This window comes from Lentzea tibetensis (assembly GCF_007845675.1).
GTDB classification, from domain to species: domain Bacteria; phylum Actinomycetota; class Actinomycetes; order Mycobacteriales; family Pseudonocardiaceae; genus Lentzea; species Lentzea tibetensis.
The window spans coordinates 26,410-44,686 of sequence record NZ_VOBR01000024.1 but is presented as its reverse complement, the minus strand read 5'-3'; the positions used below and the strand labels follow the sequence as shown (position 1 = coordinate 44,686).

Annotated in this window: 22 protein-coding genes; 2 read left to right on the top strand and 20 right to left on the bottom strand. The window is 70.1% G+C overall.

Translation table 11 applies throughout. The features are described from left to right. Positions 1 to 94 precede the first annotated feature (94 nt). Positions 95 to 1,093, top strand: a complete 999-nt coding sequence (locus FKR81_RS30960) for a M64 family metallopeptidase (RefSeq protein WP_146357294.1) — start codon at positions 95 to 97, stop codon at positions 1,091 to 1,093. Here the strand turns inward: FKR81_RS30960 and FKR81_RS30955 are convergent. The 20 genes from FKR81_RS30955 to FKR81_RS30860 all read right to left on the bottom strand — a co-directional run bounded on the left by FKR81_RS30955 (position 1,050) and on the right by FKR81_RS30860 (position 17,427). Continuing rightward, the gene (locus tag FKR81_RS30955; RefSeq protein WP_146357292.1) at positions 1,050 to 1,628 is read right to left on the bottom strand and encodes a TlpA family protein disulfide reductase; all 579 of its coding nucleotides are present in this window, start codon (positions 1,626 to 1,628) and stop codon (positions 1,050 to 1,052) included. The two genes, FKR81_RS30960 and FKR81_RS30955, sit on opposite strands and share 44 nt — an antisense overlap. Next, a complete protein-coding gene (locus tag FKR81_RS30950; RefSeq protein ID WP_146357482.1) occupies positions 1,625 to 2,233 on the bottom strand; it encodes a histidine phosphatase family protein in 609 nt (202 codons plus the stop codon). Before FKR81_RS30950 ends, FKR81_RS30955 begins: the two co-directional genes overlap by 4 nt. Before the next feature lie 20 nt (positions 2,234 to 2,253). Beyond that, positions 2,254 to 3,549 (bottom strand): glutamate-1-semialdehyde 2,1-aminomutase, encoded by a 1,296-nt coding sequence (hemL, locus tag FKR81_RS30945; RefSeq protein ID WP_146357290.1) that lies wholly within the window; start codon positions 3,547 to 3,549, stop codon positions 2,254 to 2,256. An 11-nt stretch (positions 3,550 to 3,560) separates the two neighbouring features. After that, positions 3,561 to 3,875: a hypothetical protein gene (locus FKR81_RS30940; protein WP_146357288.1), complete on the bottom strand. Its 315-nt coding sequence runs from the start codon at positions 3,873 to 3,875 to the stop codon at positions 3,561 to 3,563. 5 nt (positions 3,876 to 3,880) lie between these two features. After that, positions 3,881 to 4,309, bottom strand: a complete 429-nt coding sequence (locus FKR81_RS30935; protein WP_146357286.1) for a hypothetical protein — start codon at positions 4,307 to 4,309, stop codon at positions 3,881 to 3,883. Between the two features lie 2 nt (positions 4,310 to 4,311). Then, complete coding sequence (locus tag FKR81_RS30930; protein ID WP_146357284.1) at positions 4,312 to 4,803, bottom strand: hypothetical protein; 492 nt, start codon at positions 4,801 to 4,803, stop codon at positions 4,312 to 4,314. Next, positions 4,800 to 5,375, bottom strand: coding sequence for a hypothetical protein (locus FKR81_RS30925; RefSeq protein ID WP_146357282.1), 576 nt, complete (start codon positions 5,373 to 5,375; stop codon positions 4,800 to 4,802). Before FKR81_RS30925 ends, FKR81_RS30930 begins: the two co-directional genes overlap by 4 nt. Beyond that, positions 5,372 to 5,776, bottom strand: coding sequence for a hypothetical protein (locus FKR81_RS30920; RefSeq protein ID WP_146357280.1), 405 nt, complete (start codon positions 5,774 to 5,776; stop codon positions 5,372 to 5,374). The genes FKR81_RS30925 and FKR81_RS30920 overlap by 4 nt, the downstream gene beginning before the upstream one ends. After that, complete coding sequence (locus tag FKR81_RS30915; protein ID WP_146357278.1) at positions 5,773 to 6,279, bottom strand: hypothetical protein; 507 nt, start codon at positions 6,277 to 6,279, stop codon at positions 5,773 to 5,775. Before FKR81_RS30915 ends, FKR81_RS30920 begins: the two co-directional genes overlap by 4 nt. Positions 6,280 to 6,298: 19 nt before the next feature. Then, positions 6,299 to 6,730: a hypothetical protein gene (locus FKR81_RS30910; RefSeq protein WP_146357276.1), complete on the bottom strand. Its 432-nt coding sequence runs from the start codon at positions 6,728 to 6,730 to the stop codon at positions 6,299 to 6,301. A gap of 403 nt (positions 6,731 to 7,133) precedes the next feature. Then, positions 7,134 to 7,607: a hypothetical protein gene (locus FKR81_RS30905; RefSeq protein ID WP_146357274.1), complete on the bottom strand. Its 474-nt coding sequence runs from the start codon at positions 7,605 to 7,607 to the stop codon at positions 7,134 to 7,136. Positions 7,608 to 7,630: 23 nt separating this feature from the next. Then, entirely contained in the window at positions 7,631 to 8,605 is a 975-nt protein-coding gene (gene hemB, locus FKR81_RS30900; protein WP_146357272.1) for a porphobilinogen synthase, read from the bottom strand. Positions 8,606 to 8,674: 69 nt separating this feature from the next. After that, positions 8,675 to 10,207, bottom strand: coding sequence for a bifunctional uroporphyrinogen-III C-methyltransferase/uroporphyrinogen-III synthase (locus FKR81_RS30895; RefSeq protein WP_146357270.1), 1,533 nt, complete (start codon positions 10,205 to 10,207; stop codon positions 8,675 to 8,677). Positions 10,208 to 10,225: 18 nt separating this feature from the next. Next, the gene (hemC, locus tag FKR81_RS30890) at positions 10,226 to 11,161 is read right to left on the bottom strand and encodes a hydroxymethylbilane synthase (protein ID WP_146357268.1); all 936 of its coding nucleotides are present in this window, start codon (positions 11,159 to 11,161) and stop codon (positions 10,226 to 10,228) included. After that, the gene (locus FKR81_RS30885) at positions 11,158 to 12,465 is read right to left on the bottom strand and encodes a glutamyl-tRNA reductase (RefSeq protein WP_146357266.1); all 1,308 of its coding nucleotides are present in this window, start codon (positions 12,463 to 12,465) and stop codon (positions 11,158 to 11,160) included. The genes hemC and FKR81_RS30885 overlap by 4 nt, the downstream gene beginning before the upstream one ends. Positions 12,466 to 12,502: 37 nt before the next feature. Next, positions 12,503 to 13,225 carry a redox-sensing transcriptional repressor Rex gene (locus tag FKR81_RS30880; protein WP_235921873.1) on the bottom strand — a complete coding sequence of 241 codons (723 nt, stop codon included), beginning with the start codon at positions 13,223 to 13,225 and terminating at the stop codon, positions 12,503 to 12,505. A gap of 238 nt (positions 13,226 to 13,463) precedes the next feature. Next, entirely contained in the window at positions 13,464 to 14,033 is a 570-nt protein-coding gene (locus FKR81_RS30875; RefSeq protein ID WP_146357480.1) for a fasciclin domain-containing protein, read from the bottom strand. Positions 14,034 to 14,185: 152 nt separating this feature from the next. Then, positions 14,186 to 15,664: a molybdopterin-dependent oxidoreductase gene (locus FKR81_RS30870; protein WP_146357262.1), complete on the bottom strand. Its 1,479-nt coding sequence runs from the start codon at positions 15,662 to 15,664 to the stop codon at positions 14,186 to 14,188. A 57-nt stretch (positions 15,665 to 15,721) separates the two neighbouring features. Next, positions 15,722 to 15,955, bottom strand: coding sequence for a glutaredoxin family protein (locus FKR81_RS30865; protein ID WP_146357260.1), 234 nt, complete (start codon positions 15,953 to 15,955; stop codon positions 15,722 to 15,724). Then, positions 15,955 to 17,427: an AMP-binding protein gene (locus FKR81_RS30860; RefSeq protein WP_146357258.1), complete on the bottom strand. Its 1,473-nt coding sequence runs from the start codon at positions 17,425 to 17,427 to the stop codon at positions 15,955 to 15,957. The genes FKR81_RS30865 and FKR81_RS30860 overlap by 1 nt, the downstream gene beginning before the upstream one ends. Before the next feature lie 215 nt (positions 17,428 to 17,642). On the opposite strand from FKR81_RS30860, the gene FKR81_RS30855 reads away from it, so the two are divergent. Next, the gene (locus tag FKR81_RS30855; protein WP_235921872.1) at positions 17,643 to 18,218 is read left to right on the top strand and encodes a sigma-70 family RNA polymerase sigma factor; all 576 of its coding nucleotides are present in this window, start codon (positions 17,643 to 17,645) and stop codon (positions 18,216 to 18,218) included. Positions 18,219 to 18,277: the final 59 nt, after the last annotated feature.

Genomic DNA, 18,277 nt, shown 5'->3' with positions numbered 1-18,277 from the left:
GACGACCGGTCCTGGACTTCGGTCATCGGTCACACTCGAAAGTACCTACGAACGCAGCCTTGTGGGTGATAGGGCGGTTCCCTAGCGTCATCGCATGCGCCCTTCCAGGCTGATCTTGCCGGTGTTGACCGTCGCCGCCGCGGCCCTCTTCGCCCCGGTGCCCAGTGGCGCCGTGGAAGGTCCGCCCACGGACCGCGAGTGGCGCGAGGTGTTCTCCCAGGACGGTTCGATCACCAAGAAGCTGGTGATCGCCGCCCCAAAAGTCGAAGTGACGCTCAGATCGGCGCTCGTCGCAGCTGACGTCATCCCCATCCAGGTCACCGGTGCGTCCGACGCGCGGTTCGACCTGGTTTTCGTCGGTGACGGCTACACGGCCAACGACCTGGACGCCTACAAGCAGGACGTCCTGTCCAAGTGGAACGAGCTGTCGGCCGTCGAGCCCTTCCTGTCGTACAAGAAGTACTTCAACGTGTGGCAGGTCAACGTCGTCTCCCCCGAATCCGGTGTGGACAACGACCCAGGGCTCGGCGTCGACCGCGTCACCGCGCTGGACATGGGCTTCTGGTGCCAGGGCCGCGACCCGAACACCGAGCGCCTGCTGTGCGTCAACGAGGCCAAGGCCAAGCAGTTCGCGGCACTCGCACCCGGTGTCGACCAGGTGATCGCGCTCGGCCACACCACCAAGTACGGCGGCGCGGGTGGCAGCGTCGCGACGGCGGCAGGCGGCAACGCCCAGTCCGGCCAGATCGCCGTGCACGAGCTGGGCCACTCGATCGGCGGGCTCGCCGACGAGTACGAGTACCCGTACAACCAGTACACCGGTGGCGAGCCCAGCGAGCCGAACGTCACCAAGAACCCGAACGGGACCAAGTGGTCCGCGTACCTCGGCAAGGACTCGCCCGACGGTGGGCAGATCGGTGCCTTCGAGGGTGCCCGCTACTACAAGCTCGGGCTCTACCGGCCGACGTCGAACTCGATCATGCGCACGCTGGGCAAGCAGTTCAACCTGATCGGCCGGGACGCGATGATCAAGGCGTTCGAGGCCAAGATCAAGATGGACGAGCCGAGCTCTCCGCAGCCAGCTCAGCGATGATCGGTTCCAGGTCGGAGGCCAGCACTCCGACCAGGAACACCGCCGCGACGCGGTGCTGCTCGTCCAGGATGAAGGTGGACGGCACCGCGTTCGGCGAAAGGCCCTTGAACGCCAGCAGCGAACGGCCCGACGGGTCGTAGATCGACGGGTAGTTCAGGCCGCGGTCGACGAGGAAGTCCTTGCCGTGGTCCGGCGAGGTCTCCTTCACGTCCAGCCCCAGCACCTGTGCCGTGCCCGCGTCCTGGATCTTCTGCAGCTCGGGTGCCTCGGTGCGGCAGGGCGGGCACCACGAGCCCCAGATGTTGACCACGACGATCTTGCCGGCGTAGTCGCCGAGGTTGACCGTCTTGCCGGGCTCCAGCAGCGACTCGCCGGAGAGCGCCTGCAACGGCTTGCGCTCGGCGACGGGGTAGCGCAGCTTGACCTGCCCGCCCGGTGCGACGAGCTGGAACTCGCCGCCCGCGATCGGCGCCGCGTCGTCGCCGGTGGAGCAGGCGCCGATGAGCAGGACCAGCGCGAGGGCGAGCCGCTTCATGCCCCGGTCACCCTCGGGTTCGTCGCGCCGACCGGCTCGGAGTAGACGACCTTCACGAAGCGCTCGTCCTCGAAGACCAGCGACGTGAGCGACGCCAGCGAGCACTCGCGGCGGCGCGGGTCGTGCCACATCCGCTTGCCCTCGAGGTACAGCCGCAGCGTCCAGATCGGCAGCTGGTGCGACACGCAGACGGCCTCGTGGCCCTCGGCGGCGGCACGGGCGCGCTGCGCGGCCGCGAGCATGCGGTGCGCGATCTCGATGTACGGCTCGCCCCACGACGGCTTGAACGGGTTGATCAGCTTCGGCCAGTGCTTCGGCGAGCGCAGCGCACCGTCCCCGACGGACACCCGCAGGCCCTCGAACTGGTTGTCCGCCTCGATCAGGTCCGGGTCGGTCGCCAGATCGAGGCGGTGCGACGACGCGATCGGCGACGCGGTCTGCTGAGCACGGTCCAAAGGGGACGCGACGACGTGCACGATGTCGTTCTCCGCCAGCGTCTCCGCGACGGTCAGCGCCTGCTTCTGCCCGCGCTCGGACAGCTTGAAGCCGGGGATGCGGCCGTACAGGATGCCGGTCGGGTTGTGCACCTCACCGTGGCGCAGCATGTGGACGACGGTGCGGGTGGTCACTGACGAGCCTCCTTGGCGGCGCGGGCCGCGTGCGGCAGCGCGTCGGCGATGATCGAGAACTCTTCCTCGCCCATGGCGGCGTTGACGAACCACGCCTCGAACGCCGACGGCGGCGCGTACACGCCGCGCTCCAGCAGCGCGTGGAAGAACGGCGGGAAGCGCCACGTCTCGGCGGCCTGGGCGCCCGCGTAGTCGTGCACCTCGTCGGCCGTGAAGAAGACCGACACCAGGTTGCCCGCGAACTGCACGCGGTGCTCGACACCGGCCGTGGTCAGCGCGTCCTTGAACAGCCCGCCCAGGCGTGCGGCGTTGCGGTCCAGCGCCTCGTACACCTCGTCGGTGGCCGCGCGCAGGGTCGCGAGACCCGAGGCGACGGCGACGGGGTTACCGGACAGCGTGCCCGCCTGGTAGACGGGACCGGACGGCGCCAGCTTGGCCATCACGTCGGTGCGGCCGCCGAACGCGGCCGCCGGGAGCCCGCCGGACATGACCTTGCCGAACGTGTAGAGGTCGCCCTGGACGCGCTCGAGGCCGTACCAGCCGGCCCGCGAGACGCGGAACCCGGTCATCACCTCGTCCATGATCAGCAGCGCGCCGTTCGCGTGGCACAGCTCACGCAGCTCGGCGTTGAACGTCTTCTTCGGCGCGACGGCGCCCATGTTGCCCGCGGCGGCCTCGGTGATCACGCAGGCGATCTCGCCGTCGTTCTCGGCGAACGCCTTCCGCACGGCCTCGATGTCGTTGTACGGCAGGACGATCGTGTCCGCGGCCTGCGCGCCCGTGACGCCGGGCGAGGTCGGCAGCCCCAGCGTCGCGACGCCCGAGCCCGCCTGGGCGAGCAGCGCGTCGACGTGGCCGTGGTAGCAGCCGGCGAACTTGACGATCTTGCGGCGCTCGGTGAAGCCGCGGGCGAGGCGGATGGCGCTCATCGTCGCCTCGGTGCCCGAGTTGACCAGGCGCACCTGGTGCACCGGCTCGACCCGGTTGATGATCTCCTCAGCGAGGAGGATCTCGCCCTCGGTCGGCGTGCCGAACGACAGGCCGTCGACGGCGGCCTTCTGGACGGCGCCGACCACGTCGGGGTGCGCGTGCCCGAGGATCATCGGCCCCCACGACGACACCAGGTCGACGTACCGGTTGCCGTCGGCGTCCCACAGGTGCGGGCCCTCGCCGCGCACCATGAACCGCGGCGTGCCGCCGACGGAGTGGAACGCCCGCACCGGTGAGTTGACCCCGCCTGGGGTCACGACCGACGCGCGCTCGAACAACGCCTGGGATCGACTCGCAGTCACGTACCCCAGTCTCACACGTCCGGTTCGGCGTCCTTCTCGGCGGGCGCCTTGCGTGGCCTGGCTCTCACCGCCAGCACGGTCTGCCGGACCACGTCGAGCACGAGCACGGCGGCCAGCGTGACCAACGCGATCGCGCCGCCGATCCAGTTGCCGTGGTAGCGGGTGGACACGAGCGGTGCGCCGTTCTCGACCGGGTACTCGAGCCGGACGACGCCGCGCTGCCAGCACCAGTGGGCGGCGAAGCCGAGCAGCACGACCGCGGCCACCTCCCCGGCGGCGATCAACGCCCGCTTCGGCTGGTGCAGGCTGGGAACGGCTGCGGTCACGGCGGTCAGCCTCTCACGACCCCGCGAAGCGCACGCAGGAAGGCTTCGGGATCGCGCGCCCAGCCGAGCACGACCGTCCCGTCGGACAGCTGGAGCGGCACCCCGGTCGTGCCGCGCGGGGCCGTCCAGGCGCCGCCGAGCACCCGCGCCCCAGTCGGCAGGCCCACGTCCTCGAACTTCGCGATCTTCTCGACCGACAGCCGTTCCCGGCCCTGGAACAGGTCCTCGGCGGTGAGCCGGACCGACGAGATGCGGCGGCGTCCGTTGACCCACAGGACCGCGCCGAGCATCAGGCCGAGCCCGACGAACGACCACAGCGCGCCGCTGGCCGGCCCGGTCAGCAGCTCGAGCAGGTACCCGGCGACCGCGAAGGCAGGCCCCCACAGCACCGGCCACCAGCTGCTGCCGGGCTCGGAGTACACGACGTCGTCCACAGTCAGTGGAGGTTAGCGGCGAAGTAGCCGCGTGAGCCGGGCAGGAAGCTCAGCACGATCGCCACCGGCGGCAGCACGAGCCGGATCACTTGCAGCACAACGAGATCGGTGTCCGGGATCGCGCTGACGAGGAACGCGAACGCGAGGACCTCGAACAGCAGCGAGACGAGCGTCAGCACCAGCCGCGACTGGAAGCTGCCCTGGAGGAACCGCACGACCGGCCACGTCACCGCGGCCACGACGCACACCGTCAGGAACACGTTGGCGGTCCACCACAGCTTGTCCGCGTCGCCCTCAGCGAGCCGCACGACGATCCGGCCGAGCGGCCACGCGAGCGCGGCGAGCAGCCAGACCACCGCCGCGGCGACCACGGTCGGCGGCCGCACGATGCGGGTGTACGACGTCTGCACCTCGTTCATGCCGCCGTACTGCGGGACACCGGGCTGGTAGGGCTGCGCCTGGTATCTGCGGGGCTCCTCCGGCGGCTGCATCACCGGAAGTCCGACATCGACACGTAGGCGTTCGACGGCGGCAGGAACATCAGCACGATGCCCGCGATGGTGAGACCGGCCGTCGCGACCGCCATGACCACCCCGTACTGCCACTGGCCCGCCGCGAGCGACCCGGCGAACAGCGCCAGGTCGTAGATCAGCGTGACGCCACCGAGCACGGAGAGCATCACCCGCGGCCAGTTCTTGCCGGACCGGAGCCTGAGCGCGCCGATCACGAACGGGATCGACAGGACCAGCGCGCCGAACAGCGCCAGGAACACGAGGACGGTCACGGTGATCCGCGCCTCCTCCAGCGTCAACGGCTCCGGCTGGTGGCGCGAGTCCTCGAAGATGCTCGTCGCGATCGACTCAGAGTTGACCCACAGCAGCAACGGCATGGACAGCACGCCGAGCAGCGTCGCGGCGAGCCACACCCAGGACGCGGTGGTGAGCGTCGCGGGTCGTGGCGGCTTCAGCTCGTACGGCGTGACTGACGGCATCGGCACCGGGGCCCAGCCGTACCCCGGCTGCATCTGGGTGACCTGGTATCTCGACGGTTCCTGAGGTTCTGTCATTCCCCCACCTCCGCCATCCACTTTGCCGTACTCGGCTGCCACGTGAGCACGACTGCGACGGAGATGAGCACCAGAGTGACCAGGCTCGCGGCGCTGACACCCGTGACGAGCAGCCACAGCATGTGCACGACGCCGATCGCGGACAGCCCGATGCGCGCCCACTTCCGCGCCTGGTAGAGCTTCGAGGTCAGCCACACGTACGCGGCACCGAACGCCAGCGTCACGATCGTCAACGCGATCAGCACGCTCGTGACGTCACCGACCTGCACACCGGCCTGGCGGGCCAGGTCGTCGCGCAGCACCCAGATGCCGATCAGAGTGAGCACCGCGAAGACCGCGGTGGCGAGCCAGAGCCCCGCCGCGACGCGAACCGCCGTCGGCGGGGCGGTGGGCTCGGTCATCGACGCTGCTTCGCGGCGACGAAGAAGTCGTTCGCCGGCTTCAGGTACATCATGATGATGCCGCCGAACGCGGCGAACGCCGTCAGCAGACCCAGCGCCGAAAACCCGATCATGTTGAACAGGATGATCGCGATACCGGCGATCGTGAGCGAGATCCGCGCCCACGTGGCGCCGGTGCGCAGCTTCGTCGCGGTCCACCCGACGAACGCCGCGAGCACGACACCGACCAGCGACAGCACGATCGCGGCCAGCACCGACGCCGCTTCGAGCTGCTCGGGCGACATGCCCTGGACCTGTGAGTTGCGGGCCTGCTCCGCGGCGGTGTTCCGGCCGAAGAACAGGATCGCCGACGTGACGAAGATGAGCACGGCCGTCGCGATCCACAGCCAGAACGCCAGCTGCACCTCGCGTGGCTGCGCGGTGGCAGCCGGCTCGTCCAGCGGCGGGAGTGGTGGCGGTGCCGGGAAAGGTTCCCGGCCCTCGGGTTCCTGTGGAGTGGTCACGCCCGAACGCTAGGGCTGGTCAGGGACCCTGTCCACCAGGACACGCTGCCTGAAATGTCCGGCGGCCGCGGGCGGCGACGGGTCCGCCGGGTCTAGCGCGACCCTGGGCGCCCGCGACGCCGCTGGCGTGCGTGGGCTGGTGGTGTGCGGGCTGGTGGTGCGTGAGCAGTGTGGTGCGTGGGCTGGTGTGGTGCCTGATGCCTGGGCAGCGTCGGGCGCGAGCAGCGCGGTGCTCGAAGCCGCTGGCGTGCGTGGGCTGGTGGTGCGCGAAGCCGCTGGCGTGCGCGAGCAACGTCGTGCGCGAGCAGCGCGGTGCTCCAAGCCGCTGGCGTGCGCGATGCGCGGCGCGCGGCGCGGTGCGGTACGCAGTGCGGTGCGCGGCGGCCGCGGGCAGCAACGGGCCCGCGGGGTCCAGCGCGCCCCCGAGCGCAGCGGCGACGCTGGCGTGCATGGGTTGCGTCGTGCGCGAGCAGCGTCGTGCGCGGTGCGCGGAAACCTCCGGCTCGCCAGGAACCCGGTCCGCTGGCACACGCCGCCTGAGCGCGCGGCGGCTGCGGGCAGCTACGCGTTCGCCGGGTCCACCACGACCCGAGCAGGCGGCGACGCCGCTGCGGGCGTGGGCAACGTGGTGCCTGGTGCCTGGTGCCTGGTGCCTGGGCAGCGTCGTGCGCGAGCAGCATCGTGCGCGAAGCCGCTGGCGTGCGCGATGCGCGGCGCGCGGCGGCCGCGGGCAGCAACGGGTCCGCCGGGTCCAGCGCGACCCCGAGCTCAGCGGCGAGCTGGCGTGCGCGAGCAGCAAGCAGCGCGGTGCGCGGTGCGCGATGCGCGATGCGCGATGCGCGATGCGCGGAAACCTACGACTGGTCAGGAACCCGGTCCACCGCGACAGGCTGCCTGAAGTGCGCAGCGGCCGCGGGCAGGAACATCAGCACGATCGCTGTGCCGTCCAACCCGATCCCCGCCACCGTCAACGACGCGTCCACCGGGTCGAGCGCAACGCCGAACACAGCGGCGACCCCGCTGGCGTGCGCGAGCAGCTGAAGCAGCCCGAACCCCACGGACCCGGCGCCCAGCACGGTGAGCACGATGCGCGCCCAGTTGCGGCCCCACGCCATCCGGTTCGCGATCTTGACGTACACCAGCACGATCAGGCCGGCGATGAGCAGCGTGAAGAGCAGTCCGGCCTGGACGGCCGCGTCGATCTCGTCCTGGCTCATGCCCGGATCGCGCTTGCGGATCTCGGCGATCAGCGTGTCGCGGTCGGACAGGTCGACCATCACCTGCACCAGACCGAGCAGCGCGCTGGCGATCCACAGCCAGCGCGCCACGTCGAGCACCTTCGGTGGAGTTGTTACCGGTCGAGCCACCGGGCAGCTTCCCCGGCCCAGTAGGTCAGCACGATGTCCGCGCCCGCGCGCCGGATGCTCGTGAGCGACTCGAGAACGGAGCGCTCGCGGTCGATCCAGCCGTTGCGCGCGGCGGCCTCGATCATCGCGTACTCACCCGAGATCTGGTACGCCGCAACGGGAACGTCGGAGATCTTGGCGACCTCGGATAGCACGTCCAGGTAGAACATGGCTGGCTTGACCATGACCATGTCCGCGCCCTCTGCGAGGTCCAGCTCGACCTCGCGCAGCGCCTCGCGGGCGTTCGCCGGGTCCTGCTGGTAGGTCTTGCGGTCGCCCTTCAGCTGCGACTCGACCGCGTCGCGGAACGGGCCGTACAGCGCGGACGAGTACTTGGCGGAGTAGGCGAGGATGCCGGTGTCGATGTAGCCGGCCTCGTCCAGCGCGCTGCGGATGTGGCCGATCTGGCCGTCCATCATGCCGCTCGGGCCGACCACGTGCGCGCCCGCTTTCGCTTGCGCCACGGCCATTTCCGCGTACACCTCGAGCGTCGCGTCGTTGTCGACGGTGCCGTCGGCCGCGAGCACGCCGCAGTGGCCGTGGTCGGTGAACTCGTCGAGGCAGCAGTCCGACATGATCACGGTGCTGTCGCCGAGTTCTTGGCGCAGGTCCCGCAGGGCTACGTTGAGGATGCCGTCCGGGTCGGTGCCGCCGGAGCCGACCGCGTCGCGTTCGGACGGGACGCCGAACAGCATGATGCCGCCGATTCCCGCCTGGACGGCGTCGACGGCGGCTTTGCGCAGTGATTCACGGGTGTGCTGGTGGACGCCCGGCATGCTCGCGATCTCGGCGGGCTCGCTCAGGCCTTCTTTGACGAACATCGGCAGCACGAGCTGCCTGGGGCGAACGTCGGTCTCGGAGACCAGGCGACGCATTGCGGGCGTCGTGCGCAGACGCCGGGGCCGGTGTGATGGGAACACTGGCGGTACTCCCTGCCGTGGAGGCGTCGAAGGGGCCACCCGGAATCCGAGTGGCCCCAACGGCTTCAGTTAGGAACGGCGCAGACGCTTGGTCTTGCGCGGAGGGGGAAGGGCTCCCTCGGCGCGCAGGCGGGCGGCGTGCGCGGCCAGCGCGTCGACCAGCGCCGGGACGTTCGCCTCCTCCGGCTGCACGTCGACGCGGAGCCCGAACTCCCGCGCGGTCTCGGCGGTCTGCGGGCCGATGCACGCGACGAGCGTGCGGGCGTGCGGCTTGCCCGCGATGCCGACCAGGTTCCGGACGGTCGACGACGAGGTGAAGCACACCGCGTCGAAGCCACCGGACTTGATCATCTCGCGGGTGTCGGCGGGCGGCGGCGCCGCACGCACGGTGCGGTAGGCCGTCACGTCGTCGATCTCCCAGCCACGTTCACGCAGGCCGGCGGCCAGCGTCTCGGTGGCGATGTCGGCCCGCGGCAGGAGCACGCGGTCGACCGGGTCGAGGATGTCGTCGTACGGCGGGAAGTCGTTCAGCAGGCCTTCGCTGGACTGCTCACCGGACGGCACGAGCTCGGGGATGATGCCGAACGAACGCACCTTCGCGGCCGTGGCCTCGCCGACGCAGGCGATCTTCACGCCGGAGAACGCGCGGGCGTCCAGACCGAACTCGCGGAACTTCTCCCACACGGCGCGCACGGCGTTGGTCGAGGTGAAGACGACCCACTGGTAGCGGCCGTCGACCAGGCCCTTGACCGAGCGCTCCATCTGCGCGGGGCTGCGGGGCGGCTCGACCGAGATGGTCGGGACCTCCACCGCGATCGCTCCGTGGCTGTGCAGCCGGTCGCTCATCGCGCCCGCCTGCTCCTTGGTGCGCGGGACGAGCACTCGCCAGCCGTACAGCGCCCGCGACTCCCACCAGGAGAGCTTCGAGCGCGCCGCGGCTGCGGCACCGACCGTCACGACCAGCGGGCCGTTGAGGTCACCGGCGTCAGCGGCCGCCGACGCGAGCGTCGTGTCGATGGTGCGCTGCTGGAATCCGGTGCCCTCGGCGGTCACCGCGACCGGGGTCTGCGGTGCGAGGCCTGCCTCGACGAGGTTGGAAGCCGCCTCCGCGAGGTAGCTGCCGGTCGCGTGGAGCACCAGCGTGCCGGGTGCGGACGCGAGTCCGGCCCAGTCGGTCACGCCGCGGACGTCGGCCTCGGTGTGAACGGCACCCAGCGCGGCACCGGCGTATGCCGGAACCGCGGTACCGGAAGGCACACCGGGCACGACGTCGAACGGGATCGACGTCTTCGCGACGGCCTGCGCTTCCTTCACCACCGAGTCGAGCGTCAGCGGGTCACCGGCGACGAGCCGGACCACCGTGTGTCCGTTCTTCGCCTCGGCCACCAGGTCCTTCGCGACGTCGGCTGCCTCGCCGACGGCGGGTCGCACCTCGACGCCCTCGGGCACCGTCGCGACGACCTCAGCGGGGACGTCGGGGTCGGTGACCACGAGTTCCGCCCTGGTGAGCAAGTCGTGGGCCCGGACGGTGAGCAACCCGGTGTCGCCGGGGCCGGAGCCCACAAAAGCGATGCGGCCGGGGGTCTTTCGTGCGCGGGTCATCAGGGCACTCCCCATCGATTACGCCTCTGGGCCGCTGAGCACCGCGGCCCCGAGGTCGAGCAACTCGGCGGCCAGCGCCCGGCCGAGCTCCTCAGCTGCGGTCAAGTCACCGGTGGCGGATGCACGGAGAAGGTGGTTCTCCGGCGTCGCGGCGACCCCGCGCAACGAGAGGCGGTGAACAACCTTGCCCTCGTCGTCGAGATCTTCCACCACATCGGCCAGCGCGCCGACCGGCGCGCTGCAGCCCGCCTCGAGTGCGGCCAGCATGGCGCGCTCAGCGGTCACAGCGGCCCGGCTGGCCGGGTCGTCCAAAGTGGACTGAATCAGGTGCTCGGCGTCGACGTCGTCGACCCGGCACTCGACTGCCAACGCACCCTGGGCGGGTGCGGGAAGCATCTGGATCGGCTCCAGCGTCTCGGTGATCTCCGCAGCGCGACCGAGGCGCGCGATGCCGGCACGGGCCAGCACGACGGCGTCGAGCTCGCCGCTGGTGACCTTGCCGATGCGGGTGTCCACGTTGCCGCGCAGCGGAACCACGTTCAGACCGAGGCCGAGAGCCTCGAGCTGCGCGGCGCGGCGCGGCGAGCCGGTGCCCACGGTGGACTCGTTCGGCAGCTCGCCGAGCGTCAGTCCGTCACGGGCGACGAGCGCGTCACGCGGGTCCTCGCGCTGCGGCACGGCCGCGATCACGAGTCGCGGGTCCGGCGCGGTCGGCAGGTCCTTGTAGGAGTGCACGGCGACGTCGATCTCGTTGGCCGCCAACGCATCGCGCAACGCCGACGTGAAAACGCCGATGCCGATCTGCGCGATGGGCGCGTCCGACAGGTCGCCTGGGGTCTTGATCACGACGATCTCGACCTCGGCGCCCGCGCGCTTCAGCGCGTCGGCCACGGTCCCCGTCTGCGCCAGTGCGAGCGCACTGCCTCGGGTACCGATCCTGAGAGTGCGGTTCACCGCTTTTCACCGTCCACAGCGGATTGGGAAACTGCGGCCGGGGCCGCCGGGTTGAGTCCGAACAGTTCGCGGAGCGCCTCCGCGTACTCGGTGCCGCCGGGCGAGGAGGCGAGCTCCTTCACGCGCACGGTCGGCGTGTGCAGCAGCTTGTCGACGACGCGGCGCACCGTCTTCTGCAGCTCGCCGCGCACGGCGTCGTCCAGTTCGGGCAGGCGCGAGTCGAGCCGCAGCAGCTCGGCGTCAACGACCTCGGCGGCGCGCTTGCGCAGCGCCGTCACGGTCGGCGTGACACCGGCGGAGCGCTGGCTCGCCAGGTAGGTCTTGACCTCTTCGGCCACGATCAGCGCGGCGCGGCGGGTGTCCTGGCCCGCGGGGGCCTCGGTCAGCCTGCGCTGCAACGTCTCCAGGTCGACGACCCGCACGCCGGGCAGCTCGGCCGCGGCGGGGTCGACGTCCTTCGGCAGGCCGAGGTCGCACACGACCAGCGGCTTGGTGCGCGCGGTGATCGCGGACGCGGGCACGACCACGTCGATCGAGCCGGTGCACGCGAACAGCACGTCCGCCTGCGCGATCTCGTCGGCCAGGTCGCCGAGCCCGGTCGCCTTCGCGGGCACGCCCTCGGCGTGCATCGCGGCGGCCAGTCGCTCGCCGTTCGCGGGCGTGCGGTTGGCGATGACGACCTCGCCGATGTCCGCGCGCCGCAGGTACGCGGCGGCCAGGCCGCCCATCGCACCGGCGCCGACGAGCAGCGCGCGGCGGCCGATGAGCGTGCCGAGCTCAGCTTCCGCATCACCGAGCGCCTCGGACACGACCGACGCACCGGCGTGGTCGATGTCCGTCTCGCTGTGCACGCGCTTGCCGACGCGGAGAGCGTTCTGGGTGAGCTCGTGCATCGTCTTGCCGACGGTGCCCGCCTCGTCGGCGGCCGCGTAGGCGCCGCGGAGCTGGCCGATGATCTGCGTCTCGCCGACGACCATCGAGTCGAGGCCCGCCGCGACGGAGAAGAAGTGCTCGACGGCGGCGGCCGCGTAATGCACGTAAAAGTTCTCGTACAGCGCGGCGGGCTCGACCTGGGCGTGCCGCGCGAGGACGTCGACGACCTCGGACATGCCGCCGTGGAACGTCTCGACGACGGCGTAGACCTCGACCCGGTTGCAGGTCGACAGGACCATCGCCTCGGAGACGCTCGGGCTCTTGAGGAGCTGGTCGAGGACCTTGGGCAGGTCAGGGGCCGCCACGGTGACGCGTTCGAGTACCGGGACGGGTGCGGTGCGGTGCGAGAGACCGACGACGAGCACGCTCATGCTGTCACCACGTCTCCCGGAGCCATCCGGCTCACGCTCACGGGCGAATCACCATCCCGTCCACACCGATTCCGTTCACCAGGTCGTTCGCTGCTTCGTCGGCCCGGCGTGCCACGTGGAACGAGAGGATCTGCATCTCGACCGCCAAGTCGACCTTGCGCACCTCGACGTTGTCCGGAACCTGGAGGACAACGGGTGCGAAGTTCAGGATGCACTGGACGCCCGCAGATACCAAACGGTCGCAGACGGCCTGGGCGGCGGGGGGCGGCGTCGCGATGACGCCGATCGAGACCTCGCGCTCGGCGCACACCGTGGTGATGTCCTCGATGTGGTTGACCGGTATGCCTCCTACCGGCACACCCACTAGATCCTCGTCGACGTCGAAGAGCGCGGTGACCGGAAAACCACGGCCGGGGAAGCCGCCGTAGTTCGCGAGGGCGTGACCAAGGTTACCGATTCCGACGACCGCGACGGAGTGCTTGCGGGTCAGTCCGAGGATGCGCTCGATGTGACTCACGAGCACCTCGACGTCGTAACCGACGCCGCGCGTGCCGTACGAGCCGATGTAGCTGAGGTCCTTGCGGAGCTTCGCCGAGTTGACCCCGGCGGCCTGGCTCAGTTCCTCGCTGGAGATGGTGGTCACACCCTGGTCGACCATGCCGGACAGCACGCGGAGGTAGACGGCGAGCCTGGCGACGGCCGCCTCCGGGATGGCACGAGCCCGTTCCCGGTCGGCAGGCTCCAGTGGGGTGGTGGTCAGTTCACCTTCGCCCCGCTGTGATGCCACGCTGCCAGCTCCTCAGGGTGTGCTTGTCCGCAGGAGACGAGTTCCGCGGAGTGATGCTCACACCGTACCGCTTGTGAACGCATGCACAAAGTCGGCGGATCGCTGGTCACACACCGTGCTTGGGCTCGTCACGTACCGGGTGACACGCGAGAGCCCTACGCGCCGTCGCTCCAGCACGCAGGGCTCCTGTGTCGATTCGTCGCCGGTTCGTTCAGGCCGCGGGCGGCGTGAGCACCTTGCCGATCACGAACACCGTGGCGTTCTTCGTGGGGATGTTCCCGCAGAGCACCGGGGCCCCGTTGACGGTCAGCGAGTCACCGCTGCCGGCGATCTTGAGGTCGCCGCCGCTGAGCGCCTTGACGCTGCCCGCCTGCTCCAGGCCCTTGGCGTCGTAGCGCTTGCCGACCACGTGGTACTGCAGGATCGGCGCCAACTGGTTGGGGTTGGCGGCGAGCTCGGCGAACTTCGCGTCACCCAGCTCCGCGAACGCCGGGTCGGCCGGCGCGAACACGGTGATCGCCTCCTGCGAGTTCAGCGTGTCCACCAGGTTCGTGGCCTTCACCGCCGCCACCAGCTTCGTGAGCAGCGGGTTGTTGCTGGCGGCCGTCGCGACCGGGTCCATCGCCATGCCCGCCAGCGACCCCTTGTTCGCGGGGTCCTGAGGGACTCCGGCGCACCCGGCACCGAACACGTCGCTCGTCTTCGTCACACCGTCCGCGGCCGCTGTCGCGCTCGGCTTCGTGGTGGTCGGCGCCGGCGTGTTCGTGGCCGTGGACGCCATGTCGTTGCTGCTGCAGGCGCTGACGCCGAGTGCTGCCAGGGCGCCGAGAACCGCAAGGGTCTTCCGCACGGAGATCACTCCTTGGAATGTTTCGATGTTCACTGAGACATTCGAATTGAGAAGTGACCCGGTTCGGCTTTCACACGATCGGATTACTGCACCGTGAACGAGATCGAGTGCCACCCGGTCGCGCCGTCCGGAATGGGCGCGAGGCGCGCCTGGTCCTGCGTGTAGCCGGACTTGTCCGTGGCGCGGCACTCGACCGTGTGGCTGCCGGGCTGCAGTTCGACGTCCTTGCGCCACATCCGCCAGGTGCTGTCGCTGACGTCCGCGCCCAGCTCGGCGTCCTGCCACGGCCCGCCGTCGATCCGGATCTCGACCTTGGCGACGCCCTTCGGCTGCGCCCACGCGGTGCCCGCGACCGTGGTCTTCCCGTCGGTGCGGGAAAGCCCCTTCGGCCGGTCGATCCGGGACATGGTCTTGATCGGCGCTCGGACGCCCCAGCCGCGCGGAATCCAATAGCCCTGTTCTTTGTCGAACGTGGTGATGTTGAGGTCCGTGACCCACTTCGTCGCCGACACGTAGCCGTACAGGCCGGGGACCACCAGGCGCGCCGGGAACCCGTGCTCCTGCGGCAGCGCCTCGCCGTTCATGCCGATGGCGATCATGCCGCGTTCGAGCACGTAGTCGAGCGGGCTACCGGCCGTGAAGCCGTCGCTGGACGTGCTGAACAGCTGGTCGGGGCCGCTCTTGAGCTGGGCCTCGCGCAGCACGTCGCCGATCGGGATGCCGATGAACTTCGCCGTCGAGATGTACGGGCCGCCCACCTCGTTGGAGACGCAGGTCAGCGTGACCGTCTCCTCGACGAGCTCGCGCTTCATGATGTCGTCGAAGCGGAGGATGAACGGCTTCTCGACCATGCCGTGGATGCGCAGCGACCACTGCTCGGCGCGCAGGCGCGGGACCGTCAGCGCCGTGTCGATCCGGTAGAAGTCCTTGTTCGACGTGATGAAGGTGGGCGTGCCGTCCTTGGCGAAGTCCGCGGTCATCGGGATCTCGGGGGCGGGCTTGCTCGCCTTGATCGTGCCCACCGCTTCCCTGGAGCTCTGCACGTCGACCCGGTTGCCCAGCAGCTGACCTGCCGCTCCGGCCACCACCGCCGCTCCCGCGGTGATCAGGAACTCGCGCCTGCCGGTGACCTCGGGTTCCTCCACCGCCTTGCCGTGCAGCCAGCGGAACGTCCACAGGCCGACGAAGAGGCTGGCGATCGGGGCCACCACGCCGAGCTGGCCGACGTCCGGCCTGGTCAGCACCGCGCCGATGCCGACGAGGCCGAGCACGACGGCCATCACGGAGCCCGGAGTCGGGCTGGTCCGGCTCAGGATCCCGGCCGTGATCGCCAGGCCCAGGATGACCACGGCCATGCCGCTGAGCAGCACGAGCTTGTCGTACGTGCCGAACGTGGTGACCGCGAAGTCCTTCAGCCAGCTCGGCGTCAGGTCGATCGCGGTGTTGCCGACGGCCAGGTACGGGGAGGCGCTCAGGCCCACCAGTGCCGCGACCAGGTGACCCGCCGCCAAGGCGGCGATCACGGCGAGCACTCCGACCAGGGCAGCTTTCACGGGCCTCATGCCTCTAATTCGACACCCGGAGCCGTCCGGTTCGCGCGGTCCGTAAGCACCCGGTAATCAGACGAGGGCCGCGCGGAGGCGCTCTTCCTCGACTTTCCAGTACCCGTGCTCCCGTCCGTCGACCAGGAACACCGGCACCCGGTCCCCGTACTCGGCGCGCAGCTCGGGATCGGTGTCGACGTCCTCGACGGACCAGGTGGCCCCGACCGAGTCGCAGATCCGGGCCACCTCCTCCTTGGCCACGTCACACGCGTGGCAGGTGGCCCTGCTCATGATCGTCACGTGGTGCATCAGGCACCCAGCGGCTTGCGCAGGATGGCCCGTGCCAGCTTTCCGGTGGGCGAGTGCGGCAGGGCGGGAGCGAACTCCACGGCGGTCGGCACCTTGAACTTCGCCAGCCGCTCGGCGCAGTGCGCGATCACCTTCTCCGGGGTCAGCTCGGCACCGTCGTGCAGAACGAGCACGACCTTGACGGACTCGCCGGTCTTCTCGTCCGGGATGCCGACCGCGGCGGCCTCGACGACCTCGGACAGCTCGCCGATCACCTGCTCGACCTCGTGCGGGTACACGTTGAAGCCGTTGACGATGATCAGGTCGCCCGCCCGGTCGACCAGGTGCAGGTCGCCGTCCTCGTCGATGAAGCCCACGTCACCGGTGCGGAACCAGCCCTCCGCGTCCGGGCCGTGCGCGCCGTCCGGCCAGTAGCCGCTGAACAGGTTCGCGCCGCGCGCGGAGACCAGTCCGGTGCCCGGCTCGTCCTCGTCCAGGTCCAGCGGGCTGCCGTCGGTGTCGACGAGGCGGATCTCCACACCGGGGAGCGCCCTGCCGACCGATCCCGGCTTCGGGACGCCGCCGACCAGCGTGGACGTCAGGACCGGGCCGGTCTCGGTGAGGCCGTAACCCTCGTACACGGGGATGCCGATGGCGGTGCGCATCTCGTCGATGACCCCTGCCGGGAGCGGTGCCGCGCCCGACGTGAAGAGTCGGACCGTGGCCAGCTTCTCCCGCAGCACCTCGGTCGGCGCCGCGAGCAGCGCCCGGTACATGGGCGGGACGCCGACCATCGTGGTGATGCGGTGCGCCTCGATGACCTCGAGCGCGGCGGCCGGGTCGAAGCGCTCCAGCAGCACGGCCGTGGCGCCCGCGCCCGCGACCTGCAGCAGACCGGGGCCGAGGCCGTAGACGTGGAACAGCGGCAACGCCAGCAGCACGCGGTCGCCTGGGGTCACCGGGGCCGGGCGCAGCGACGCGCATTGCTCGACGTTTGACAGCAACGCGCGGTGCGACAGCATCACGCCACGCGCGCTCCCGGAGGTGCCGGACGTGTAGCCGAGCACCGCGAGATCCTCGCCACCGCGCACGGACTCGAACTCGGGCCCCTGCTCGCTCATCACCGGAGCAGCCAGCACGGACGCGTCCGAGCCCTCGCCGTCACCGACGACCAGCTCGGCGCCGCTGTCCGCGAGCAGCCGCTGCAGCTCACGGGCCGGCTGGCCGGTGCCGATCGGCACGACCACGCCACCCGCGCGCAGGACACCCCACACCGCAACCGCGAATTCGGGACAGGTTGGCATGCGTACGGCCACTCGGTCGCCGGGTTCCACGCCGGAATCCGCCAAACGGCGGGCGAAAGCGTCGACCGCACCGTCGATGGTTTCCCAGGTGTAACTCGCGCCACTCGCGACGTCGATAAGGGCTGCATGTTGGGGACCACGACGCGCCGAGGCACGAACAAGGTCAGCGACATTGCGAGCGGAAGTCAAAGTGGCCTCCTCATGAACAAATGGACGCGCGGGTCAGTCTTCCATGCGTGGCCAGCGTCACGAAGCGGCGTGGAGCCCGTCGCACATTCGAGACGTCCCGCCGCTACCTACTACGGAGTAACCACACGTATGCTGCCGCCACGGCGACTTGGTGGAGGTGCCGCCAGCCGATGACCGCCAGGGCTAAACCGACCACGATCAGGACCACCCGGAACATGACGGGAGGTCAGACCGACAACGCCGCAGACGAGCCGTGGCAGCTCGTTCAGGCCGCCCAGCAGGGTGACACCGACGCGTTCGGGCTGCTCTACGACCGGTACGTCGACATGGTGTTCCGCTACGTGCTGTTCCGCGTCGGCGGCGACCGGAGCCTGGCCGAGGACGTCACCAGCGAGACGTTCCTGCGCGCGCTGCGCAGCATCGCCAAGGTGAGCTACCAGGGGCGTGACGTCGGCGCGTGGTTCGTGACCATCGCCCGCAACATCGTTTTCGACCACGTGAAGTCCAGCAGGTACCGGCTGGAGATCACGACACCGGAGCTGGCCGACAACCGCGAGGTGACGGCAGGCCCCGAACAGGAGGTCATGGCTGAGGCGGCCAACGCGGAACTGCTCCGCTGCGTCCACCAACTGGGCGATGACCAGCGTGAATGCATTGTTCTGCGGTTCATCCAAGGGCTGTCCGTCTCGGAGACGGCCGAGCTGATGGGCCGGAACGAAGGCGCCGTCAAGGCGCTCCAGCACAGGGCGGTTCGCCGGCTCGCGCAGATCTTGCCGGGCTGGCTGCGTTAACCCATGCGGTGATCATCACCGCACTCGCGTAACCAGCGCGAGATCAACTTCGTTACTCG